This is a genomic window from Mycetocola sp. 2940, from assembly GCF_040548835.1.
GTDB lineage: Bacteria > Actinomycetota > Actinomycetes > Actinomycetales > Microbacteriaceae > Mycetocola_A.
Genome location: NZ_JBEPSK010000005.1, coordinates 1 through 20,986 on the forward strand (window position 1 = coordinate 1; position 20,986 = coordinate 20,986).

Genomic DNA, 20,986 nt, shown 5'->3' on the forward strand with positions numbered 1-20,986 from the left:
ACTGGGTTGATAGGCCGGATGTGGAAGAGAGGACTAACGACTCTCGGAGCTGACCGGTACTAATAAGCCGATAACTTGATAATCAAACCCACCCTCGAGGTGGGAGCATGAACTTTGTATCGAAGTTTCGTGAAATAACTGCTTGCGTCCACTATGTGGTTCTCGATGTACGGTCGAGAACCGAACAGACTTATGTTTGTTCGATTCAGTTTTGACTTATGTCACTAATTGTTTCGGCGGCCATAGCAAGAGGGAAACGCCCGGTCACATTCCGAACCCGGAAGCTAAGACTCTTTGCGCCGATGGTACTGCAGGGGGGACCCTGTGGGAGAGTAGGACACCGCCGGACTTAACTTGAGAAAACAGAAAAGCCACCCTTCGGGGTGGCTTTTCTGCGTTAACGGCTACTCTCGAAGGAATCACCGCTCGCCACCACGAACGAAGGAGTTCCGTGTCAAGCACAGTTCTCGTCCGCGCTGAACCTGCGGCAGGCGAAAAACGCGTCGCTGCGACGCCCGACAGCATCAGGAAGCTGAAGGCGGCAGGGCTCGAGATCCAGGTGGAGGCGGGTGCCGGCCGGTTCGCCGGCATCGATGACGCCTCCTATCGCTCGGCCGGGGCCCATGTTGCCGACGGGGACCGATCGCCGGCCGATGTCCTGTTTCACGTCCGTCCTCTGTCGGTGTCAGACGTTCAAGCCCTCCCGGCCGGGACGATCACCGTCGGCACGGTGGACCCGTTCAACAACATCGACGTTCTCCGGGCCTTGGCGAGTGCAGGGCATACGTCATTCGCCCTGGACTTCCTTCCCCGGATCTCGCGGGCGCAGTCGATGGACGTGCTGTCGTCGCAGGCGTTGATCGCGGGCTATAAATGCGTGCTCCTCGCGGCCGACGCATTCGATCGGATCTTCCCGATGACCATGACGGCCGCCGGCACGCTGGCGCCTGCTCGCGTCCTGGTCCTCGGCGCCGGAGTCGCCGGCCTGCAGGCGATTGCCACTTCGAAACGGCTCGGCGGAGTCGTCAGTGCGTATGACGTCCGTTCGTCGTCGGCGGAAGAGGTGCGCTCCGTCGGGGGGACCTTCATCTCGCTGGATCTTGAAGCCGCCGATGCGAGCGGGGGCTATGCCAGGGAACTGGGCGAGGCGCGAGCGCAGCGACAGCGCGAACTGCTCACGCCCTACGTGGAGGCCGCGGACATCATCATCACGACGGCGGCCGTGCCCGGCAGGCCGGCGCCACGACTCATCACCTCGGCCATGATGGCCGGGATGAAGGCAGGCTCAGTCGTGGTCGACCTGGCCGCTGAGACCGGAGGCAACGTCGAAGCGTCTGTGCCCGGCGAACGGACCCGGTTCTCCGCGTCGGCCGGAGACGTGACGGTCATCGGTGTCAAGGACATCCACTCGGAGCTCGCCGTCGACTCGTCGAAACTTCTGGCAATGAATTTCGCCAACTTTCTCACCGCTCTCACTGTGGACGGCGTCGTGGTTCCCGATTTCTCCGACGAAATCGTGAGCGGGTCATGCCTCACCCACGACGGCGCCATCGTTCACCCGCGCATCACGGAACTGCTCACCGAGGAGGTGGCGCGCTGATGGACGTCTTCGCGCTGGTCACCATCACGGTCCTGGCCATTTTCCTCGGCTTCGAGGTGGTCTCAAAGGTGTCGAGCACGCTGCACACACCGCTGATGTCTGAGGCCAACGCCATCCACGGCATCATCCTGCTCGGCGCCATCATGGTGGCCGGCCAGGCGACCGAGCCGCTTTCGCTCACCCTCTCTCTGGTTGCGGTCCTTCTCGCGACCATCAACATCGTCGGCGGATTCGTCGTCACCGACCGTATGCTCGTGATGTTCGCTGCCAAGCCGCGTCGCGCTGCCCGGAAGGGAGGCTCGAAGTGAAACTTCTCGACGAATCCGTCGTGCTCGTCGGCTATCTCATCGCCGCCGTCCTGTTCATCCTCGCGCTCAAAGGCCTGAGCTCACCGCGCAAGGCCCGGCGGGCCAACCGGCTGGGCGCCGCGGGAGCCGTGGTCGCCATCCTCGTCTACGTGCTCGGCCATGACATCCAGAACGGTTTGTGGATCGCCCTCGCCGTGCTGGTCGGTACGGCCATCGCCGTGCCCGCGGCTCGCCGGGTGCAGATGACCCAGATGCCCCAACTCGTCGCGGCGTTCAACGGGGTGGGCGGCGGAGCGGCCGCACTCGTCGCCGTCGTCGAGTTCACCCACGGCCCCGACGCGTGGGCCGGCACGGTCATCGCTTTCACGGTCTTCATCGGCGGCCTCTCGCTGACCGGATCGTTCGTCACCTTCGGCAAACTGCAGGGGATCATCACGTCAAGGGCCGTCGTCTTCCCGGGGCTCGGCGTGCTGCTGGGGCTGCTCGCTCTCGCCTCGATCGTGACCGCCGTCGTGATGGTTGCCACCGGAAACCTCCTGTACGCGGCGATACTGCTGGCGTTGGGCCTGATCATCGGCGTGCTCTTCGTGCTCCCCATCGGTGGCGCCGACGTTCCCATCGTCATTTCCCTGCTCAACGCGTTCACCGGGCTTGCCGTTGCCGGCTCCGGTATCGTGCTCTCCAACGTGCTCCTGCTCATCGCGGGAACGCTCGTCGGAGCAAGCGGTACCATCCTGACCATGTCGATGGCCACGGCCATGGGCCGGAGCGTGACCGGCATCGTCTTCGGCGCGTTCCGTCGGGTAGGGAAGGGCGGGTCGGATGCCGCAGCGATCGACCGGCCGGTCCGCACCGTCACGGCAGAAGACGTCGCCATCCTCCTCGAATACTCGAGCCGGATCGTCATCGTTCCCGGCTACGGCCTCGCCGTCGCGCAAGCCCACCATGCGGCAGCGGAACTCGCCGAGTACCTGACCGCGAAGGGAGCGGACGTGGTCTTCGGGATCCACCCCGTGGCCGGCCGGATGCCCGGCCACATGAACGTGCTGCTCGCAGAGGCGAACGTGCCATACGAATCGCTCGTCGAGATGGACGTGGTCAACGGGCAGTTCAAGTCCACCGACCTCGTACTCGTCATCGGCGCCAACGACGTCGTCAACCCGGCGGCGAAATCCTCTCCGGGGTCGCCGATCTACGGGATGCCGATCCTCAACGTCTCCGAGGCCAAGCAGGTCATCTTCCTCAAGCGCAGCCTCAACCCCGGGTTCGCCGGCATCGAAAACGAACTGTTCTACGACCCGAAGGTGTCGATCGCCCTGGGCGACGCCAAGGCGACGCTGTCCCAGCTCCTGACCGCGGTGAAGGCGACGGCGTAACCGGCCAAGGATTGAAGCTTCCTGCGTCGGAACCTATGCTGGGGAGCCGACGAGGGAGGCCGAATGGAAGAACTGACGGAAGTCCAGATCCGGGGGTCGTTCGTGAACTGTGCTCCGGACGAGGCGTCCCGGCTGTTCGTTCCGTCAGGCCTGGGCTACGCGCCCTGGGACGAACTCGACTATTTCGGCTGGAGCGACCCCAAGAGTCCCGGGCGGTATTTTCTCGTCTACTGGCGGGGGGACGGACCGGCGGGGATCGTCCTGCGTCGCGCCGACCGGCTGGCATCCCGCACGCAGATCCACCTGTGCAGCTTCTGCCACACTTCGCAGCCGGCGAACGACGTCGCCCTGTTCGCCGCGCCGCTGGCTGGAGAGGCCGGGCGGAACGGGAGCACCGTCGGCACGTACATCTGCGCTGAGCTCATCTGCTCCGCGCATGTGCGCCTGCAGCCGCTCGCGGTGCCGATCCAGCCCTACCCGTCCACGGTCATGCGCGCCAACCGGGCACGGCTTCTGGAACGCGTCGACCGCTTCGTCGCCGACATCGAGCGACCGCGCTGAGGACTCAGGTCTGGCAGCGGGGGCACCAGTAGGTGACCCGCTCCTGGGTCTGGGCGGGGCCGAGAGAGCCTGAGCGGATCCGCGTTCCGCAGCGACGGCACGGCTTGCCGCCGCGGCCATAGACCCAGGTCTGTCGCCCCGGGCGGGTGTCACCGGTCGTCGTCCGTTCCACGCGGTCGCGGTTCGCGAGAATCAGGCGATGGGCGAGCGCCACGACGGCGTCGGCGTCCGTATCGCCGATCGGATGCGTCGGCAGGACCCCGCGCAGGAAGCAGAGCTCGTTGGCGTACACATTGCCGAGCCCCGCCAGGTTGCGCTGGTCGAGGAGCGCCACGGCGACGGGCCGCTCAGGGGCACGCTCGAGCCGGGCGATCGCCTCGGCCGCATCCCAGTCGTCGCCGAGGAGGTCAGGACCGAGGTGGCCAACGACGGTGTGCTCGTCGCTGCGGGCGATCAGCTCGACGACTCCGAGTTCGAAGCCGACGCTGAGCCAGTCGGTGGAACCGACCAGGGCGCGAGCCTGGAATGCCGGCCGCTTCCACGGCGACCCCGGCCGGTAGAGATGCCAGGTGCCCTCCATTTTGAGGTGGCTGTGCAGGCTGTAGTCGCCGACCCGGTGCAGCAGGTGCTTGCCCCGGCTCACGACCCCCTCGATCCGTTCGCCGGTGAGGTCGCTCGTCGCGAAGGCCGGAACCCGGAGGTCCCAGGTCGTCACGGTCGCTCCCTGCAGGACGTCGTTGAGGTGGCGGGCCGCCCGGTAGACGGTGTCGCCCTCAGGCATGCCGCATCCTCAGCCCCCGTGGTGTCTCGGTGAATCCCGCCTCCCGGAGCGCAGCGCCGGCCGGTGTGCCGAGCACGAACGCGCCGTTCACCTTTTCGATGGCGAGCTTGTCGATCCGGCCGCGGCGGACCAGGTCGGCGACGGATGCCGCGGCGACGGTGAGCACGGATTCGTCGTCGGTGAACGTGAGGAGGGTTTTTCCTCCCCGCTCGACGTAGAGGGTGAGGAAACCGTCGACGAGAGTGACGAGGCTCCCCGCCTTGCGCCCCGGCCGGTGTTTCGTCTCGGGACTGTCGACGGTCGGCCAGGCCAGGGCGGCCCCATAGGGGTTGGCGGGGTCGGTGGCCGCGAGGGTCACGACGTCGCGGTCGGCGGCATCCGGAACGTCGTTCGCGTCGGTGCGGGCGAAGGACCGCAACCGGTCCACCGTGCCTGCCGTCGCGAACTGGGCGGCGCCGAGGCCGTCGATGAAGTAGCCCCGTCGCGCCCGGCCGGTGTCTTCGAAGGTCGAGAGCACGCGGTAGGTCAGGGCGAACCCGCCGGGCACACCTTCGCTCATCACCGAGCCGCGGGTGACGACGCCGTAGCGTTCGAGGAGGGTTTCGGCGGTCGCGGCCGTGCGGACCGTAGGGTCCTGCTCGGCGAGGGGGAGGATCGACCAGCGCCCGCCGAGGGTCGGAGCCACGCGTGTCGACATGCTCGGCCGGCTGAGCGGGCGACCGCGGTACATCCGGGACCGGGGGACCGCGCGCTGGGTGCGATGAGCCCCGCCGCCGTGGCCGGTGAGGGTGCGCAGCGGAGCGAGCGTGTCGTTGGTGATCAGGCCGGCCCAGACCAGTTCCCAGAGCGCCGCGACGAGGGTCTTATCGTCGGCCGCGCCGGTCGCCTCAGCGAGCTGGGGGAAGAAGAACGCGCCTCCGCCGCCGAGCGCGAGCAGGACCTCGCGCTGGAGGGCGTCCGGCTGGTGCTCGGGCACGAGGGGGAGGGTGAGGTGCGCGGTCTCAGCGAGATGGAGCGCGACCCAACCGTCGTTGCCCGGCAGCGAACCCGCTCCCGACCAGAGGACTTCGCCGGTTGCGGTGAGCTCGTCGAGCATGGCGGGGGAGTAATCGATCACCCGCTGGGGCAGGATCAGCGACTCCCACGCCGATGCGGGAATGTTCACACCGGCGAGCTGGTCGATGACGGATGCCACCCCGTCGACGCCGCGCAGGCGGCCGCCCACGTTCTGCCAGGCCGGCAGGAATCGCGCGAAAGCCTGCTGTTCGACGGGCTCGACCTCATGCCGCAGCGCGGCGAGGGAACGCACCCGGAGCCGGCGAAGTACCTCGGAGTCGCACCATTCGGTGTTGTCGCCGATCGACTCGCGCCCCGTTGCGAGGAACTCCCCGCGCATCACCCGGCGGGAGTCGGCCAGGCGGACAAGGGTGTGCTGGGCGACCGCGCTGCCGAGGCCGAAGCGGTCGGCGACCTCCTGGGTGGTGAACGGTCCGTGCGTGCGGGCGTACCGGGCGATCAGGTCGCCGACGGGGTCGGCGACGGGTTCGATGAACGCGTCGGGGACCCCGATCGGCAGCGGCACGCCAAGGGCGTCGCGGAGGCGGGCGGAGTCCTCGATGGCCGCCCACCAAGCGGTGCCGGCGAAGCTGACCCCGATGACACGTTTGGCGCGGGCCAGCTCGGCCAGGTGCACCGTGGCATCCTCGAGCGCATGGTCCGATTCCAGCCGCGCGGCCACTTCGTCGAGGGTGAGCGGCCCGAGCATCCGGAGCAGGTCGGCGACGCCTTCGACGCCTTTGGCCTTGCGGGACTCGGCGAGCCGCTGCAGTTCGCTTTCGGTCTGGGCGATGACGCCCGGGTCGAGCAGTTCGCGCAGCTCCACCTGGCCGAGCAGCTCGGCGAGCAAGGCCGAGTCGATGGTCAGGGCGGCCGCCTTGCGCTCGGCGATCGGGCTGTCGCCCTCGTACATGAACGCGCCGACGTAGCCGAACAGGAGCGACTTCGCGAACGGCGACGGTGTGTCGGTCGTGGTCTCCACGATCCGGATCCCGCGGCTCGCCAGCTTCTTCGCGATGCCGAGGAGGGCGGGCAGGTCGTAGGCATCCTGCAGGCACTCGCGCACGGTTTCGAGGATGATCGGGAACGCCGGGTACTTGCGGGCCACATCGAGGAGCTGGGCCGACCGCTGCCGTTGCTGCCACAGCGGCGCGCGTTTGCCGGGGGAGTAGTTGGGCAGGAGCAGAGCCCGCGCGGCGCACTCGCGGAAGCGGGACGCGAACAGCGCGGAGCCTCCGACCTGCTCGGTCACGACGGCTTCGAGTTCGTCGGCGTCGAAGACGAACAGTTCGGCGCCGGGCGGTTCGACCTCGGTGTCGGGGATACGCACGATGATGCCGTCGTCGCTGGCGATCGAGGCGCCGTCGATGCCGAACCGTTCCTGCACCCGTGCGCCGACCGCCAGCGCCCACGGCGCGTGCACCTGCATGCCGTACGGGGAGTGGAGTATCACCCGCCAGTCGCCGAGCTCGTCGCGGGAGCGCTCGACGACGAGCGTCTTGTCGCTCGGGATGTGGCCGGTCGCCGTGCGCTGCTCGGTCAGGTAGGCGACGAGGTTGGTGGCCGCCCGCGAATCGAGACCCGCCCCGGTGAGCCGCTCGGCGGCATCCGTTTCGCTGGCCGCGTCGATGTCGCGCATGAACGCACCGACCGCCTCGCCGAGCTCTGCGGGACGGCCGAGTCCGTCGCCCTTCCAGAACGGCAGGCGCCCGGGCTGGCCGTAGGCGGGGGTGACGAGGACACGGTCGTGGGTGATCTCCTGGATCTTCCAGCTCGTGGCGCCGAGCGCGAACACGTCGCCGACCCGGGATTCGTACACCATCTCCTCGTCGAGTTCGCCGACGCGGGAGCCTGCCCCCTCCGCGGTGCCAGACACCATGTAGACGGCGAAGAGGCCGCGGTCGGGGATCGTGCCGCCGCTCGTCACCGCGAGGCGTTGCGCACCGGGGCGGCCAGTGAGAGTGCCGGCGTCGCGATCCCAGACGATGCGGGGGCGCAGTTCGGCGAACTCGTCACTGGGGTACCGGCCGGCGAGGAGGTCGAGGGTCGCCTCGAACGCGGAGCGGGGCAGGCGGGTGAACGGTGCGCTGCGTTTCACCTGCTCGAACCACACCTCGACGTCGATCGGTTCAAGGGCGGTCGCGGCGACGGTCTGCTGGGCGAGGATGTCGAGCGGGTTCGACGGCACGGCGAGGGACTCGATCTGACCGGAGACCATGCGTTCGGATGCCACGGCGGAGTTGACGAGGTCGGCCCGGTGTTTCGGAAACAGCACCCCACGGGAAATCTCACCCACCTGGTGCCCGGCCCGGCCGACCCGCTGGAGCCCGCTGGCGACGGAGGGAGGGGACTCCACCTGCACGACGAGGTCGACCTCGCCCATGTCGATGCCCAGCTCGAGGCTCGACGTCGCGACGACACAGCGCAGCCGCCCGGACTTGAGGTCGTCTTCGATGAACGCCCGCTGCTCCTTCGACACCGAGCCGTGGTGCGCTCGGGCCAGCTGTGGTGCGTTGGCGTCGCGGGCGGCGGTCTGCCCGCTCGCTCCCAGCAGGGCGGCGGGCGGCCGGGCGCCCGACTCGGCGACGGCGCCGACGAGATCCGCGGCGGCTGTGCGTTCGTCGTAGATCTCGTTGAACCGGGCGGTGAGCCGTTCGGCGAGGCGCCTGGAGTTGCTGAACACGATCGTGGAGCGGTGGTCAAGGATGCGGTCGACGATCGCCTCTTCGACGTGCGGCCAGATCGACCCGGCGCGTTCGCCTTCTTCGAGGATGGCTCCGGCGGCTGAACCCTCCCTCGGCTGGGCCGCAGCGGCGAGGTTCGTCATGTCGTCGACCGGCACGATCACGCGGAGGTCGAAGCGTTTGGAGGCGGGAGGCGCGACGATCTCGACCGGGGCCGTGCCGCCGAGGAACCGGGCGACCTCTTCGCGGGGCCGCACCGTCGCTGAGAGGCCGATGCGCTGGGCCGGTTTGTCGAGCAGCGCGTCGAGCCGTTCGAGCGACAGCGCCAGGTGGGCGCCACGCTTGGTCGCCGCGACGGCGTGCACTTCATCGATGATCACCGTCTCGACCGAGCGCAGCGTCTCGCGGGCCGCCGAGGTCAGCATGAGGAACAGGGACTCGGGGGTGGTGATGAGGATGTCCGGCGGGTTCTTCGCCAGGGTGCGCCGGTCCGCGGCGGGGGTGTCGCCCGAGCGGACCCCGACGGTGACGTTCGGGGCGGTTGTTCCCAGCCGGATGGCGGTCTGAGTGATGCCGATGAGTGGTGCCCGGAGGTTCCGTTCGACGTCGACGCCGAGCGCCTTGAGCGGCGAGATGTACAGCACCCGGGTGCCGGCGTCCTCGGTGCGCGGCTGGGACATGAGCCTGTCGATGGACCAGAGGAACGCCGAGAGGGTCTTGCCCGACCCGGTCGGGGCGACGACGAGCGCGTGTGAGCCGCGGGAGATGGCATCCCACGCCCCGATCTGGGCGTCGGTGGGCGCGGCGAACGCTCCGCTGAACCAGTCGCGGGTCGCGGGGGAGAATCGCTCAAGCACGTTGCTCACGCTCCCATCCTGCCTGACACCACTGACATCGGTCTCGTGGAGAGAAGGGGTTGCGCGCCGGGGTCAGAGCTGGCGTTCGATGAAGCCGCGGACGTCGGCCAGTTCCTGTTGGGAGATCGCATGGGGAAGGCCCTCGTAGATGCGTCCGACCAGGCTGGTGTGAGCGGGGAGCCACTCGGTCGTGTGCGCGACGGTTTCCGCCGGGATGACGTCGTCGAGGGTTCCCCGGCCCCAGAACACCGGCGGACGCCGTTCGGCCAGCGCCGCATCACCGGGCTCCGACCCGCCCGCGGCATAGCCGGACAGGTTGACCGCGAAGGCGAACCGTTGCGGCGCGGCGCGCAGCAACTCGATCGCCATCGCGCCGCCCTGCGAGAACCCGAGCAACCCGATCGACTCGGGGGTGTACCGAAGTGCGTCGAGCCAGTCGAGCACCGCTGCCGTGGATGCCACCAGGCCGGCCCGTTCCGGCTGGCCTGGCTGGTCGACCGGGTACCAGGACCAGCCGTCGATCGGGAACGGGGCGACGAGCGGGGCGCGAAGCGAGGCGATGACGGGTTCGAGGGGCAGGAACGGCGCGAGCGAGAACAGGTCGGCTTCGTTCGAGCCGTAGCCGTGGAGCACGAGCAGGAGCGAACGATCCTCCCGGTCTTCGCCCGCCGCTGACCACAGGACGGCATCGTCGTCGATCGTGTACATGGGTTCGAAGTTCTCCAAAGTTTCGGGCAGGAAACAAGCCTACCCACGCCGGACCGGGTGTCTGCCGCCCGCGGTTCAGGTAAGCGGGTAAGAATGGAGCATGAGCGTTCGCACCCCAGATCCTGACCAGCCGCAGGACCCCTCGTCGAGCCCGACTCCCGGCTGGCTGAGCGACATCGAACTGGAGGAAGTGCGACGACGCCTTCCCCTGCTCTACGTGGAGGCGATCCCGGTTCGGGTCGACGGCCTCGGCATCGTCACCGAGGTGGGCATCCTGCTGCGGGCGACCGCGACGGGGCAGATGACCCGCACGCTCGTCTCTGGCCGGGTGATGTACGGCGAGACGCTCCGCGACGCCCTGTTCCGTCACCTGGAGAAGGACCTCGGGCCGATGGCGTTCCCGCTGCTTCCGGCGTCGCCGACCCCGTTCCACGTGGCCGAATACTTTCCGATGCCGGGAATCTCGGCCTACACGGACGACCGGCAGCATGCCGTGTCGCTCGCCTATGTCGTTCCGGTGACCGGCACCTGTGATCCGCGTCAGGACGCCCTCGAGCTGACCTGGATGGCCCCGGAAGAAGCCCAGTCGGATGCCGTCAGCGCCGAGATGGAAGGCGGTCGCGGCACGCTCGTGCGGCTGGCGCTCGCATCCGTGGGCCGGTTGTCGTAGGCGGCGTTCTGTCTCGGGGTGTGCGTGCTCGGTCGGAAAGGGCTGGGTTCTGGGCCGGACTTCAGCCGTTGGTGACCAAGCGAGGGTGCTTCAGCCGTTTGTGACGGAGCAGGGACTAGCGGACGTACCGGACTTCCTGGATCTCTTCGCCGAGGAACGGCTCGGTGTGCTCGGCGCCGTCGGCGACGAAACCGTTCTTCTCGTAGAAGTGGCGTGCGTGGATGTTCCCCGTCGGAACCCAGAGGTAGGCGGGCTCATCTCCGATCGCCGCATCGAAGAGCCGCTGGCCGGTTCCTGTTCTCTGGAACTCGGCGAGCATGTAGATGAAGTACAGCTCCCGGTCGCGGGGCGCATCGACTTCGCGGGCCGGTCCCGAGCCGACGAATCCGATGATGTCACCATTGCGGACGGCGACGAACTGCCGGTACGCGGATCCCTGGTTCATCCAGTGCGTCCACAGCTCGGCGATGCGCCGCGGGGACAGGTTTTCGAGCGTGGCCTTGCTGATGAGCTCGTCGTAGCTCTCGTGCCAGCACTTCGCATGAACGCGCCCGAGTGACTCGGCGTCGACGTCGCGCACAGGGCGGACAATGATGTCTGAAACGGTGGGAACTGCAACGTCGGTGTCCATACCGTGACCATACCCCGCTGTGCGGCGGGGCGTGAAATCGGCCGAAACCCCCGTTGACAAAATCAGGAGAGGGGACGTGGGCGGGTGCGGTTCTCGACCCGCCAGACGAGTTTCAGCCCTGACCAGTCGTCGGTGAGAGCTGCCACCTTGACATCGACGAGCCCGAGCGTGATCGCGGTGTCCCGGATGAGATTCTCGTCGACGTCGCTCACGTGCCCGGCCGCCTTCCGGGGCCAGGCGACCCAGAGGGCACCTGCCGGGAAGATGCGCTCGCCGTGGGCCTCGATCGTGTTTCGGATGCCGGCCGCCTCGGTCACGAAGGACAGCACGATGTCGGCGCTCGCGGCATCCGTCACCGCGGCATCCGTAACCATGGCATCCGTGACCACGGCATCCGTGACAACCGTGACGCCGTGGGGGAGATCGTCGAACCGCCAGTCGGGCGGCGCGGAGTCGAGGACGAGGAGGAGCCCAGGTTTGAGGCCCAGCTTGCGGGACTGGGACGAGGGCGAGTATCCGGCCATGAGCCGACGATAACGCGCTCCGGTGAACGCAAGGAAGCCACCCCCGCGGTCGTGGCATTCGGGATGCGACGACCGGCGGCGATGGCTTCCGGAGTGGTGTGGCTTAGCGGCCGCTGGAGACCCGGCGGTTGGTGCGCGGTCCGCCGGTTGCTGCGCCGCCGGAGGTTGCGGGGCGAGCGGAACGCTCGGGGCGTGCCTGGGCCGGACGAGCCGCTGCGCCTTCGTGGCGGCGAGCGGAGCTGCCTGCCGTGGAGGTGGAGTAGTCGCGCGAGCCGGAACCGGAGCGTGAGCGTCCGCCACCCTGTCCGCCTTCGCGGACCGAGCGCTTGCGCTGGGCGTTGGCGCCCTGGGACCGTCCGCCACCCTGCGCCTGGACGACGCGGGGGACCGGCTTGACGTACGCGGCGACCTCACCGACGAGGGCGGTGACTTCGGCGGACTTGGCGGTGACCGGAACCGGGGTGACCGTGATGGCCGCCTTCTTCAGCAGCTGCGCGAGGTCCTTCTTCTGGGTCGGCAGGCAGATCGTGACGACGTCACCGGCGCTGCCGGCACGGGCGGTGCGGCCGGAGCGGTGCAGGTACGCCTTGTGCTCCATGGGCGGGTCGACGTGGATGACGAGTTCGACGTCATCGACGTGAACGCCGCGCGCCGCGACATCCGTCGCGACGAGAACGCGGGCGCTGCCGTCGCTGAACGCGGCGAGGTTGCGGTCACGCTGCGGCTGCGAGAGGTTGCCGTGCAGGTCGACGGAGGGGATGCCCGAGTCGGTGAGCTGCTTGGCGAGCTTCTTCGCGTGGTGCTTGGTGCGCATGAAGAGGATGCGACGGCCGGTCCCGGACGCGAGGGCCTCGATGAGGTCCTTCTTGGTGTCGGGGCCGTTGACCTCGAACACGTGGTGGGTCATGGCGGAGACGTGGCTGGTGGCCTCGTCGACGGAGTGGAGGACCTCGTTGTGCAGGAACTTGCGGACGAGCTTGTCCACACCGTTGTCGAGCGTAGCCGAGAAGAGCAGGCGCTGTCCGTTGGACGGCGTCTTGTCGAGGATGCGGGTGACGACGGGCAGGAAGCCGAGGTCAGCCATGTGGTCGGCCTCGTCGAGCACGGTGATCTCGACGGCGTCGAGGTTGACGAAGCCCTGCTTCATGAGGTCTTCGAGTCGGCCGGGGCAGGCCACGACGATGTCGACGCCGGCCTTCAGAGCGGTGACCTGGCGGGTCTGGTTCACGCCGCCGAAGATGGTGGTCGTGTTGAGCCCGTATGCCGCGGCGAGCGGGGTGAGCACGGCCGAGATCTGGGTGGCGAGCTCACGGGTCGGGGCGAGGACGAGGCCGAGCGGACGGCCCGGGCGTCGCTTGCCGCCGGCGAGCTTGCCGCCCAGGCGTGCCGCCATCGGGATGCTGAACGCGAGCGTCTTGCCCGAGCCGGTCTTTCCGCGGCCGAGCACGTCGCGGCCACCGAGGGTGTCCGGGAGGGTGTCGACCTGGATCGGGAAGGCGAGGGTCTTGCCGTCGGCGGCGAGAGCCGCGACGAGCGCTGCGGGGACGCCGAGTTCGGCGAAGGTGGTTTCGGGGACAGTTTCTGACAAGGTGGTGCCTTTCACAGCATCAGCGTCCCGTACGGATCTCGACAGGCGAAATCGCTGGAGCGGGAGCAGTGGCGAAGGTGGCGAGAGCCACAATCGTTCGCCGTATGAAGAGTCATCGACCCGGGATTCATGCGAATCCGGCGGGGAGAGAGGAAGCGTTCTACGACGCAAGGGGCACAATGATGGGCCCGCAAGTACCTTCACCTTAGCGGATCGAGCCGTGTGCTGTCTGACAGCGGCCCCTGAGCGGTCCGCGCACGCCGGCCGCGGGGCTCACGACGTCGTGAAGTAGAGGTGCGTGTGGAGGCGGCAGCCCGGGTTGAAGGTCGAGTTGCAGCTCGGACAGGCCGACACCGTCAGATAGGAGGCGATGCTCAACTCGTTTCGGCAGACGCCGCACAGCACCGCGAGGCGCTCGCGCTCGTCCAGCGGCCATTGCTCGGCGGGGTGGCCCGCGGTCTCCTCATGGCACAGGTGGCACGGGTAGTAGTCGCCGCAGCACCGGAACCGGATGGCGATCACGTCTTCGGGGGTCGAGTAGTGAACGCAGCGGGTCTCGTCGTCGACGACCCTGCCCAGGACCGGAATCCCGGTCACTGGACGCCTCGGGCGCTGAGGGCGTCGCCGAGCTCGTCCGCGTGCTTGAGCGCGACGACGAGGAACGGCACGACGAACACGGCCAGGTTCGCCGGTGCGCCCCTGGCTCGCTGCGCCTCCCGGACGCCGCCGGCGAGGCGCCCGAGCACCGGGACCGTCGCCATCGCCACGGTCAGGATGAGGGCGACCCGCTCGGAATCGACGCCGAGCCGGGCGAGCGGGCGCAAGCCGCGTTCGAGCGCGTCGAGAAGGTCTGACAGGCGCGTCGTCCGGGACAGGAGGGCAGCGAGCAGGATGGTGGCGAGCACCCGGAAGGTATTGGCGATCGCGGGCTCCGGCCCCAGGAACAGCAACTGGCCGGACATGGTGATGAGGATGAGCCAGCGCAGGGCGACGACCTGCCTGCCGAGGTCGGCCAGGCCGAAACCGGCCACCAGGTACGCGGCTCCGGTGACGACCGTCACCGCCCCCGCAGCCCACAAGGTCGACGGCAACAGGGAGACGGCGCAGACGACCAGGAGCAGGACGAGGCTCTTCGGTCCTGCCGGCGCCCGGTGCAACACACTGGTGCCCGGCCGGTACAGCGTCAACATGACAGGCTCGCCTCGTATCGGTCGATGACCTGCAGAGGGTCGCCCACCTCGTCGAGCCTTCCGTCGATGAAGAGCAGAGCGACATCGCAGCGTGCGGCGAGGGCGAGGTCGTGCGTGACGAGGAGAAGCCGGCGATCGGCATCCGCGAACAGCCGGTCGGCGATCATGCGGCTGTTCCGGGCATCGAGAAACGCCGTCGGTTCGTCGGCGATCAGGAGCGACGGGCGCCGGATGAGTGCGCCGCACAGGGCGAGCAACTGTTTCTGGCCGCCGGAGAGTTCGTGCGCCGAGCGGTCTGCGAGTGCGCCGAGCCCGACGTCGAGCAGCGCCGACCGGACGCGGTCGGCGACCTCGGCTCGCGGCAGCCGCTCGGCGCGGAGGGAGAACGCGGCGTCTTCGGCAACGGTCGGCATGAGAATCTGCGCGTCCGGGTTGCTGAAGACGAAGCCCACGCGGCGGCGCAGGGCCGATGCCTGTTTGATCGGGTCGAGGCCTTCGACCCGCACCGACCCGGAACTGGCACCGACGAGCCCCCCGACCAGGCGGGCGAAGGTCGACTTACCTGACCCGTTCGAGCCGATCACCGCGATCCGCCGCGCGTCAAGATCGACCCGGACCGCCTCCAGCGCGAGCTGGTCGCCGAGGCGAACGCTCGCGTCGCGCAACTCGATGGCGCTCACCTGGGCACCCCGACCTGCTCGAGCTCGACGGCGATCACGGTCACGGGCGGCCAGCCGGCGCGGACTCGGCCGCGGACGTGACCGGTGTCTTCTCCGACCCGGTCCGTGACGGGCGAGCGCCCTGGAACGCCCGCGGGTATGCCCGGGAGAGGGTCAGCACAACAGCAGTGGCAATGCCGACTTTGAGAAGGTCGCCGGGCAGGAAGCCGAGGCTCAGGACAGCCGTCTCGAGCAGGGGCAGCCGGGTCACAGCGGCGGAGACGGGGATGCCGATCAGGTAGATCGCGACGATGCCACCGGTGATCAGCCCGACGATGGTGCGCCACGCGGTGATGCGTTTGCCGGCGTGCACGATCGCCCCGATGACGAACGCGCCGAGCACCCAGCCCACGAGATAGCCGGCCGTCGGTCCGACGAACACCGCGGCGCCTCCCTTTCCACCGGCGAGGAGCGGCAAGCCAAGGGCGACGAGCGCAAGCAGAACGAGGACGGACAGCGCGCCTCGCCAGGGGCCGAGGATGGCGCCGGCGAGCATGACGCCAAGGGTCTGTGCGGTGATCGGCACAGCGCCGAAGAGCGTGAGGCCCCCCGGAAGACCGAGAACGGCGATGATGGCGGCGAAGACCGCGACGCGCGCGATATCGGAGGGGGTGAGTCGAGATGTCATGAGCTGCTCCACGGTCCGGCGGAAGTACTGAACACTGTTCACTTGAACAGCGTTCACTATACTGGTCCCATGGCCGGACCAGAAAACTTCGTCGCGCGGGGCCCTCGGCTGACGCGCGACGATGTCGCGCGCGCGGCGTTGGGCATCCTCGATGAGTATGGCCTGCCCGACCTGACCATGCGCCGCCTCGCCGCCGCGTTGAACGTCCAGGCCAGCGCGCTCTACTGGCACTTCCCGAACAAGCAGTCCTTGCTCGCCGAGTTGGCCGAACGAATCGTCGACGGCCGCCGGGCTGATTCTCCCGCCGGATCGGACTGGGTCGAGAGGGTGGCGGCTGAGGCCGCCGGTCTCCGGGACGCCATGCTCGCGTACCGGGACGGCGCCGAAGTGGTGTCAAGCACGTACGTGCTGAGGATCGGGTCGTCCTCGGCCCTCGAGCGCCTGGTCGCCGCAATCGGCCGTGGCGGTTTCGACGAGGACACCACGCGCCGCGCCGCCGCGGCGATGCTGCACTTCATCCTCGGGCACGTCTCCCATGAGCAGCAACGGCTGCAGTACGACAGCCTGGGCGTCCTCGCCGACGGCGCCCGGCCTGTTGCCCTCGATGAGGCCGGGGAGCAGCGCGCAGCGTTTGCGTTCGGCATCGACCTGCTCACCGCCGGGTTGCGGGCGCGCTCCATCGCAGGCTGAGCGCGCCGTCAGGCAGCCTCGTCTTTGTCCGGCTGCACCGGCTCGTAGGCCCAGTTCGGCGCCATCTCCTTCATGCGGATGCCACGCCACTGCCACATCGTCCACAGCGGCATCCAGAGCGGCACGGCGGCGGGCCCGCCGAAGTCGAGACGGTCACGGTAGAGCGTCCTCGTCGGGTCGCCCGGTGCCGGAGCGATGGCCATCTGGTGCCGCCAGCCCTCGAGCAGGCTCAACGGGCCGCTGAGCGGCCGACCGGAGTCGACGAGGATCCGCACCCCCGGCATCCGGGTCAGGTCGAAATCGATGTCGATCCGCTGGCGCCCGACCGGGAGGACGCCGGCGCCGCGAATGGCGACATCCATGCTGCCCGGTTCCCAGAGGGTGGGGACCGGTCCGCCCGGGTCGAGTTCGAGCAGCGGGGAGTAGAGCTCACGGAGCACAGCCGGGGAACGGACCGCGCGCCAGGCGTCGAACGGATCGCAGTCGAGGATCATCTTGAGTTGGACTCGCATCTGCCCAGTCTCACCTGTCCGTTCGGCTCGGCGGTGCGAACTGCGGGAATTTGCCCCCAAATCCCAGCAAACCGGCAAAACCCGGCCGTCGGCACCGGCAACTGGCGAAGCGCGCCACCGCGGGTGCGCTAAACAGGGAGCATGGCGATTCGATACTGGCTGGCGGTGGCGTCGCGCGACCATGTTCGCACCGCCGTCGACCTCGGCATCGCCCAGGTCAGCCACGGCACCCGCCCGAACCTCGAGCGGATGGGCGAGGCAGACGGCATCGTCTATTACTCGCCGAAGACCGAGCAGGAGGGTGACCCCCTGAAGCAGTTCACGGCGATCGGGCGCATCGCCGGCACCGAGATCTACCAGGCACTGTCGCTGGACTGGAAACCGTGGCGGCGCCGGGTCGACTGGGACCTCGCGGCCGAGCCCGCGCCGATCCGTCCCCTGCTCGGCGCCCTCGACTTCACCCGCAACGCGCCGAACTGGGGATACCAGTTGCGTGCGGGGCTGATCGAGCTTTCCCGGCACGATTTCGAGGTCATCCGGGATGCCACGCGTCGCCCGTCGCCGGACGACCGCCGTTACCCGGAGGAACGTCACTGGCTGTAACACAGCCGAGGCGCCGGGCGGCCGTCGTTACGCTGGAGTCATGCCCGACTCCACGCTCCCGCAGGTCACCGTGCCGTTCGCCGCCCAGTCGAAGTACCAGGTCCGGTTCGACGCCGGCCAGGGAGGACTCGACCGTGTCGCGGACGCCGACCTGCTGATCTGGGTCGACCCCCTCGCGCTCGCCGATGCCGGCGTCGCCCTCGACACTCCCGCTGCGACGGTGATCGCCGCAAATCTGACCAACCGGAGCGCTGTCGCCACCTGGGCGCTCGACCACCAGGTGCGCCTCGGCCGCCGGGTGTCGATCGCCGTCGTGGCGGCCGGCCGGGACGGAACCGCCTCGGCTCCCGACCTTCTCGCGGCGGGCGCCGTGATCGACGCCCTGATCACCCGCGGCATCGACTTCACCTCACCGGAGGCCGCAGTGGCCTCCGCCGCCTTCGACAACCTCCGGAACGCCGTCGGGCACCTGTTCACGGCATCCGTCGACGGGCAGGCGCTGATCGCCGACGGCGAGCGTGAGCGCGTGGTCGCCGCCGCTCGGGTGGACTCGTCGGCTGAGGTCGCGGTCCTCCGCGACTGAGCCGCTGGTTGCCGGCCTGGGTTGCCGGGCAGCCGGCAGGCGTATGCTGCAGCCATGAAAGCCACCCACCGCGACACCGTCCTCGCCGAGGCCCCGACCAGCGAGCTCGTCAAGATCGAGGGCAACTGGTACTTCCCGCCCACGAGCCTCGTCGCCGAGCTGTTCGTCGAGAGCCCGACCCCGTACACCTGCGGCTGGAAGGGTGAGGCGCAGTACTTCACGGTGACCACCGGCGGGCAGCCGCGGAAAGACCTGGCCTGGAGTTATCCGCAGCCGTACCCGAGCTCGTTCGGCCGTGTGGGTCAGGACTACTCAGGGTTTGTCGCGTTCGACCGCTCGGTGATCATCAGCGAATAGCGACGATCAGCGAGGAGCGGCCTGGCCCGCAGTCCTCGCACGGTGGGCGCGCACCTTGTGCCGGTTGCCGCACCGCTGCATCGAGCACCAGCGGCGGTTCCCTGCCCGCGAGGTGTCGAGGTAGATCATGTCGCAGTCCTCGGCGTCGCACCCGCGGATACGTCCAGGGGTGCTTCCCGAGAGCAGCGCCACGGCATCCCGGGCGATCGTCGACAGGGCCTGAGCGGCGCGCGGTTCGGTCCGGCCGGCCTGCAGCGTGCCCCCGGCAAGGCGCGGCGGGATGTCGGGGGTCGCGGCGTACAGGTTGAGCAGGTCGATGTCGCGGGCGTTCGCCGGGTCGTCGGCGCTGGACGCGAGCGCCAGCCGACCGATCGCCCCGCGGAGGGTGACGGCATCGGCCAGGTCACGGTCGCCGGCCTCGGTGCCCGGGAGTCGGCCCGCCAGCCAGGAGGTGAGGTCTGCCGGCGACCGCAGGGTCTCATCCGGCGAGTCGGTCGCCGCCTCCGCGACGCCGAGGGGACCGGTGTACGTGAAGTCCAGGGCGAGCGAGCCCGAGTCGAACCACCAGCGGGTCCCGTCGAGCGACGTGAACCATTGGCCGGTGGGGGCCTCGGTTCCGTCGCTCATGGAACCACGCTATCCGGTTACTCGGTCAACGCCGGTGTGGCCGCACCGGTTTGGCGACACCGGTTAGGCGGGCCGCGGCGGCGCGGACGATTCAGAGCAGCTTGCGCAGCGTGCGCAGGTTGCGCGTGGTCGTGAGGACGCCCGGCATCCGCGCCGTCCGCTTCGAGAAGGGACTGTCGGTCGACATCCCCTTGCGCACCTCCCAGTAGAGAACGCCGTCGCCGGCCTGCACACGTTCCACGTCGGTGTCGAGGTCGCCGGCCAGGTCGAGAAGGGCGCGGATGTCACCCGGTTGCGACACGAACACCACGTACGGCTGCCGGTCGTCGACCTCGTCGAAGGGATACGCCTCGACGATCTCGCGCACCGCGGCCTGGTCGGTGAGGATCACCCGGGCGGAGTAGCCGAAGGCGGAGGACAGTGCCTTCTCGACCGCCTCCGCAGTGACAGGGGTGCTGTCGTCGGGAGAAAACAGCACGTTGCCGCTGGCCAGCACGGTGCGCACGTCGGTGCAGCCCAGGTCGCGGAACACGTCGGCCAGCGCCGCTGATTTCACGGTGACGCCGCCGACGTTGACACCGCGAAGGAGGGCGATCCGGAGGTTGCGGGCGCCCGCGTCGGACCTGACTGGCGTCATGTCGCCTGGGCTGCGGCGCGCTGCCGCATCGCCGGCGTGATGACCCGGTGATGCCAGTCGATCGCGAAGCGGGGGTCGAACCGGCGCGAGCAGACCCCGCACGACGTGTGGTGTTTGGGTTGCCGGTAGCGGTACAGGGTGTGGCCGTTGGGGCACGAGCCGACCCAGGGGGCCAGCTCGTCGGCGGTTTCGCCGTGGTGCAGCCGCGAGCCCTCGTAGCCGAGGTCGGCGGCGATCCGCTTCCACGCCGCACCGTGACCGGCCCGCGGCCCGGCGAGGGCATGGGCGACTTCGTGCAGCAGGATCTGGTGGATCTCGTCGTCGTCGAACCGCGTGGCGAGGTAGCGGGAGACGGTGATCCGCTTCGTGGTGAAGTTGCACAGCCCGGCACGGCGTTTGGCGTTGTCGAACCCGAACGACCACACGGCCGGATCGAGGTGCAGCTTTATCAGCGAGTCGGCCCACAATCGGACCCGGACCAGATCGGACATGGCAATACGCTAGCGCGGGCCGCTGACATTCGCTCGACCGCGTTCAGCGGCCGAGGAACGACTCCGTGATGGCGACGGCGATCTGCGGGGATTCCAGCTCGTCGTCCGTGGCGCCCAGGTCGGTGCGCAGGCGGACGGAGGCTTTGAAATCGGCGAGCGCCGGTTTGAACTCGCCCTGGTCGAAGTACACCTTGCCGCGGTGCTGCAGCGCGAGTGCCTCGAGCATCTTCCAGTCGTGGGTGTGCGCTTCATTGATGAGCGACGACAGTTCGTGCAGCGCCTCCTCGTAGGCGCCACGGAACTGGAGGACCTGGGCGCGGAGCATCCGGGGCTGCATCAGTCCCTTGCGGTCGCCGGTGAAGCGCGCGAGCCGCACGCACTGGTTGGCCACGTCGAGGGCCTCGTCGAGCTGGCCGGCGACTTTCAGCAGCCAGGCCTTCTCGCAGAGTGCGCTCAGGCTGCGCATGTCGCCCAGTTCGAGCAGTCGATCCCCAACAGCCTTGAGGTCGACCTTCTCACGCAGGGTTGAGGCGTCATAGCCAAGGATGATGCTCAGGGTGTGCTCCAACGATCGGATCGTACGGTCTCTCAGTCGAGGTTAACCC

24 protein-coding genes and 1 rRNA gene are annotated in these 20,986 nt (G+C 68.8%); 10 read left to right on the top strand and 15 right to left on the bottom strand.

The genetic code is table 11. The features are described from left to right. Positions 1-232 precede the first annotated feature (232 nt). From rrf to ABIE24_RS09075, 5 genes are all read left to right on the top strand, one after another. Positions 233-349 (top strand): 5S ribosomal RNA (gene rrf, locus ABIE24_RS09055). A gap of 102 nt (positions 350-451) precedes the next feature. After that, entirely contained in the window at positions 452-1,600 is a 1,149-nt protein-coding gene (locus tag ABIE24_RS09060) for an NAD(P) transhydrogenase subunit alpha (protein WP_354498888.1), read from the top strand. Further along, complete coding sequence (locus ABIE24_RS09065) at positions 1,600-1,908, top strand: NAD(P) transhydrogenase subunit alpha part 2 (RefSeq protein WP_354498890.1); 309 nt, start codon at positions 1,600-1,602, stop codon at positions 1,906-1,908. The genes ABIE24_RS09060 and ABIE24_RS09065 overlap by 1 nt, the downstream gene beginning before the upstream one ends. Further along, entirely contained in the window at positions 1,905-3,284 is a 1,380-nt protein-coding gene (locus ABIE24_RS09070) for an NAD(P)(+) transhydrogenase (Re/Si-specific) subunit beta (RefSeq protein ID WP_354498892.1), read from the top strand. Before ABIE24_RS09065 ends, ABIE24_RS09070 begins: the two co-directional genes overlap by 4 nt. A 63-nt stretch (positions 3,285-3,347) precedes the next feature. Further along, on the top strand, positions 3,348-3,845 hold the full coding sequence (locus ABIE24_RS09075; protein ID WP_354498894.1) for an FBP domain-containing protein: 498 nt from the start codon (positions 3,348-3,350) through the stop codon (positions 3,843-3,845). A gap of 4 nt (positions 3,846-3,849) precedes the next feature. On the opposite strand, the gene ABIE24_RS09080 is transcribed toward ABIE24_RS09075, so the two are convergent. The 3 genes from ABIE24_RS09080 to ABIE24_RS09090 form a co-directional block, all read right to left on the bottom strand. After that, on the bottom strand, positions 3,850-4,626 hold the full coding sequence (locus ABIE24_RS09080; protein WP_354498896.1) for a DNA-formamidopyrimidine glycosylase family protein: 777 nt from the start codon (positions 4,624-4,626) through the stop codon (positions 3,850-3,852). Next, on the bottom strand, positions 4,619-9,232 hold the full coding sequence (locus tag ABIE24_RS09085; protein WP_354498898.1) for an ATP-dependent helicase: 4,614 nt from the start codon (positions 9,230-9,232) through the stop codon (positions 4,619-4,621). Before ABIE24_RS09085 ends, ABIE24_RS09080 begins: the two co-directional genes overlap by 8 nt. A 63-nt stretch (positions 9,233-9,295) precedes the next feature. Next, positions 9,296-9,931 (bottom strand): alpha/beta hydrolase, encoded by a 636-nt coding sequence (locus tag ABIE24_RS09090; RefSeq protein WP_354498900.1) that lies wholly within the window; start codon positions 9,929-9,931, stop codon positions 9,296-9,298. 100 nt (positions 9,932-10,031) lie between these two features. Here ABIE24_RS09090 and ABIE24_RS09095 point away from each other — a divergent pair, with 100 nt between their 5' ends. Then, complete coding sequence (locus ABIE24_RS09095) at positions 10,032-10,601, top strand: NUDIX hydrolase family protein (protein ID WP_354498902.1); 570 nt, start codon at positions 10,032-10,034, stop codon at positions 10,599-10,601. 115 nt (positions 10,602-10,716) lie between these two features. Here the strand turns inward: ABIE24_RS09095 and ABIE24_RS09100 are convergent, their stop codons facing one another. From ABIE24_RS09100 to ABIE24_RS09130, 7 genes are all read right to left on the bottom strand, one after another. Then, positions 10,717-11,232 carry a GNAT family N-acetyltransferase gene (locus ABIE24_RS09100; RefSeq protein ID WP_354498903.1) on the bottom strand — a complete coding sequence of 172 codons (516 nt, stop codon included), beginning with the start codon at positions 11,230-11,232 and terminating at the stop codon, positions 10,717-10,719. Between the two features lie 62 nt (positions 11,233-11,294). Then, entirely contained in the window at positions 11,295-11,756 is a 462-nt protein-coding gene (locus ABIE24_RS09105; protein ID WP_354498905.1) for a DUF3052 domain-containing protein, read from the bottom strand. Positions 11,757-11,859: 103 nt separating this feature from the next. After that, positions 11,860-13,344, bottom strand: a complete 1,485-nt coding sequence (locus ABIE24_RS09110) for a DEAD/DEAH box helicase (RefSeq protein WP_354498907.1) — start codon at positions 13,342-13,344, stop codon at positions 11,860-11,862. 273 nt (positions 13,345-13,617) lie between these two features. Next, entirely contained in the window at positions 13,618-13,941 is a 324-nt protein-coding gene (locus ABIE24_RS09115) for a CHY zinc finger protein (protein WP_354498909.1), read from the bottom strand. Further along, positions 13,938-14,534 carry a CbiQ family ECF transporter T component gene (locus ABIE24_RS09120; RefSeq protein ID WP_354498911.1) on the bottom strand — a complete coding sequence of 199 codons (597 nt, stop codon included), beginning with the start codon at positions 14,532-14,534 and terminating at the stop codon, positions 13,938-13,940. The genes ABIE24_RS09115 and ABIE24_RS09120 overlap by 4 nt, the downstream gene beginning before the upstream one ends. Next, a complete protein-coding gene (locus ABIE24_RS09125) occupies positions 14,528-15,214 on the bottom strand; it encodes an energy-coupling factor ABC transporter ATP-binding protein (protein ID WP_354498913.1) in 687 nt (228 codons plus the stop codon). The genes ABIE24_RS09120 and ABIE24_RS09125 overlap by 7 nt, the downstream gene beginning before the upstream one ends. Before the next feature lie 40 nt (positions 15,215-15,254). Beyond that, positions 15,255-15,881 carry a biotin transporter BioY gene (locus ABIE24_RS09130; RefSeq protein ID WP_354498915.1) on the bottom strand — a complete coding sequence of 209 codons (627 nt, stop codon included), beginning with the start codon at positions 15,879-15,881 and terminating at the stop codon, positions 15,255-15,257. Between the two features lie 69 nt (positions 15,882-15,950). Between ABIE24_RS09130 and ABIE24_RS09135 the strand changes: the two genes are divergently transcribed. Further along, entirely contained in the window at positions 15,951-16,571 is a 621-nt protein-coding gene (locus ABIE24_RS09135; RefSeq protein ID WP_354498917.1) for a TetR/AcrR family transcriptional regulator C-terminal domain-containing protein, read from the top strand. Positions 16,572-16,579: 8 nt separating this feature from the next. Here the strand turns inward: ABIE24_RS09135 and ABIE24_RS09140 are convergent, their stop codons facing one another. Then, on the bottom strand, positions 16,580-17,083 hold the full coding sequence (locus ABIE24_RS09140) for a hypothetical protein (protein WP_354498919.1): 504 nt from the start codon (positions 17,081-17,083) through the stop codon (positions 16,580-16,582). Positions 17,084-17,224: 141 nt separating this feature from the next. Between ABIE24_RS09140 and ABIE24_RS09145 the strand changes: the two genes are divergently transcribed. The 3 genes from ABIE24_RS09145 to ABIE24_RS09155 are packed head-to-tail and all read left to right on the top strand — an operon-like array spanning position 17,225 to position 18,626. Beyond that, the gene (locus tag ABIE24_RS09145; protein ID WP_354498921.1) at positions 17,225-17,686 is read left to right on the top strand and encodes an EVE domain-containing protein; all 462 of its coding nucleotides are present in this window, start codon (positions 17,225-17,227) and stop codon (positions 17,684-17,686) included. Positions 17,687-17,726: 40 nt separating this feature from the next. Beyond that, positions 17,727-18,269, top strand: a complete 543-nt coding sequence (locus ABIE24_RS09150; protein ID WP_354498923.1) for a 2-phosphosulfolactate phosphatase — start codon at positions 17,727-17,729, stop codon at positions 18,267-18,269. 54 nt (positions 18,270-18,323) lie between these two features. After that, positions 18,324-18,626, top strand: coding sequence for a DUF427 domain-containing protein (locus tag ABIE24_RS09155; protein ID WP_354498925.1), 303 nt, complete (start codon positions 18,324-18,326; stop codon positions 18,624-18,626). A gap of 6 nt (positions 18,627-18,632) precedes the next feature. Here the strand turns inward: ABIE24_RS09155 and ABIE24_RS09160 are convergent, their stop codons facing one another. From ABIE24_RS09160 to ABIE24_RS09175, 4 genes are all read right to left on the bottom strand, one after another. Next, positions 18,633-19,253 (bottom strand): CGNR zinc finger domain-containing protein, encoded by a 621-nt coding sequence (locus ABIE24_RS09160; protein ID WP_354498927.1) that lies wholly within the window; start codon positions 19,251-19,253, stop codon positions 18,633-18,635. A gap of 91 nt (positions 19,254-19,344) precedes the next feature. Continuing rightward, complete coding sequence (locus tag ABIE24_RS09165) at positions 19,345-19,890, bottom strand: DUF1697 domain-containing protein (protein ID WP_354498929.1); 546 nt, start codon at positions 19,888-19,890, stop codon at positions 19,345-19,347. Further along, a complete protein-coding gene (locus ABIE24_RS09170) occupies positions 19,887-20,381 on the bottom strand; it encodes a SprT-like domain-containing protein (RefSeq protein ID WP_354498931.1) in 495 nt (164 codons plus the stop codon). The genes ABIE24_RS09165 and ABIE24_RS09170 overlap by 4 nt, the downstream gene beginning before the upstream one ends. A gap of 43 nt (positions 20,382-20,424) precedes the next feature. Further along, positions 20,425-20,949 carry a hypothetical protein gene (locus tag ABIE24_RS09175; protein WP_354498933.1) on the bottom strand — a complete coding sequence of 175 codons (525 nt, stop codon included), beginning with the start codon at positions 20,947-20,949 and terminating at the stop codon, positions 20,425-20,427. Between the last annotated feature and the right edge of the window lie 37 nt (positions 20,950-20,986).

Excerpts from the sequence above, each read along its gene's own strand:
- ABIE24_RS09065 (WP_354498890.1), top strand. The coding sequence starts at position 1,600 with ATGGACGTCTTCGCGCTGGTCACCATCACGGTCCTGGCCATTTTCCTC.
- ABIE24_RS09075 (WP_354498894.1), top strand. The coding sequence starts at position 3,348 with ATGGAAGAACTGACGGAAGTCCAGATCCGGGGGTCGTTCGTGAACTGT.
- ABIE24_RS09080 (WP_354498896.1), bottom strand. The coding sequence starts at position 4,626 with ATGCCTGAGGGCGACACCGTCTACCGGGCGGCCCGCCACCTCAACGAC.
- ABIE24_RS09090 (WP_354498900.1), bottom strand. The coding sequence starts at position 9,931 with ATGTACACGATCGACGACGATGCCGTCCTGTGGTCAGCGGCGGGCGAA.
- ABIE24_RS09095 (WP_354498902.1), top strand. The coding sequence starts at position 10,032 with ATGAGCGTTCGCACCCCAGATCCTGACCAGCCGCAGGACCCCTCGTCG.
- ABIE24_RS09100 (WP_354498903.1), bottom strand. The coding sequence starts at position 11,232 with ATGGACACCGACGTTGCAGTTCCCACCGTTTCAGACATCATTGTCCGC.
- ABIE24_RS09105 (WP_354498905.1), bottom strand. The coding sequence starts at position 11,756 with ATGGCCGGATACTCGCCCTCGTCCCAGTCCCGCAAGCTGGGCCTCAAA.
- ABIE24_RS09120 (WP_354498911.1), bottom strand. The coding sequence starts at position 14,534 with ATGTTGACGCTGTACCGGCCGGGCACCAGTGTGTTGCACCGGGCGCCG.
- ABIE24_RS09130 (WP_354498915.1), bottom strand. The coding sequence starts at position 15,881 with ATGACATCTCGACTCACCCCCTCCGATATCGCGCGCGTCGCGGTCTTC.
- ABIE24_RS09135 (WP_354498917.1), top strand. The coding sequence starts at position 15,951 with ATGGCCGGACCAGAAAACTTCGTCGCGCGGGGCCCTCGGCTGACGCGC.
- ABIE24_RS09140 (WP_354498919.1), bottom strand. The coding sequence starts at position 17,083 with ATGCGAGTCCAACTCAAGATGATCCTCGACTGCGATCCGTTCGACGCC.
- ABIE24_RS09145 (WP_354498921.1), top strand. The coding sequence starts at position 17,225 with ATGGCGATTCGATACTGGCTGGCGGTGGCGTCGCGCGACCATGTTCGC.
- ABIE24_RS09150 (WP_354498923.1), top strand. The coding sequence starts at position 17,727 with ATGCCCGACTCCACGCTCCCGCAGGTCACCGTGCCGTTCGCCGCCCAG.
- ABIE24_RS09155 (WP_354498925.1), top strand. The coding sequence starts at position 18,324 with ATGAAAGCCACCCACCGCGACACCGTCCTCGCCGAGGCCCCGACCAGC.
- ABIE24_RS09160 (WP_354498927.1), bottom strand. The coding sequence starts at position 19,253 with ATGAGCGACGGAACCGAGGCCCCCACCGGCCAATGGTTCACGTCGCTC.
- ABIE24_RS09165 (WP_354498929.1), bottom strand. The coding sequence starts at position 19,890 with ATGACGCCAGTCAGGTCCGACGCGGGCGCCCGCAACCTCCGGATCGCC.
- ABIE24_RS09170 (WP_354498931.1), bottom strand. The coding sequence starts at position 20,381 with ATGTCCGATCTGGTCCGGGTCCGATTGTGGGCCGACTCGCTGATAAAG.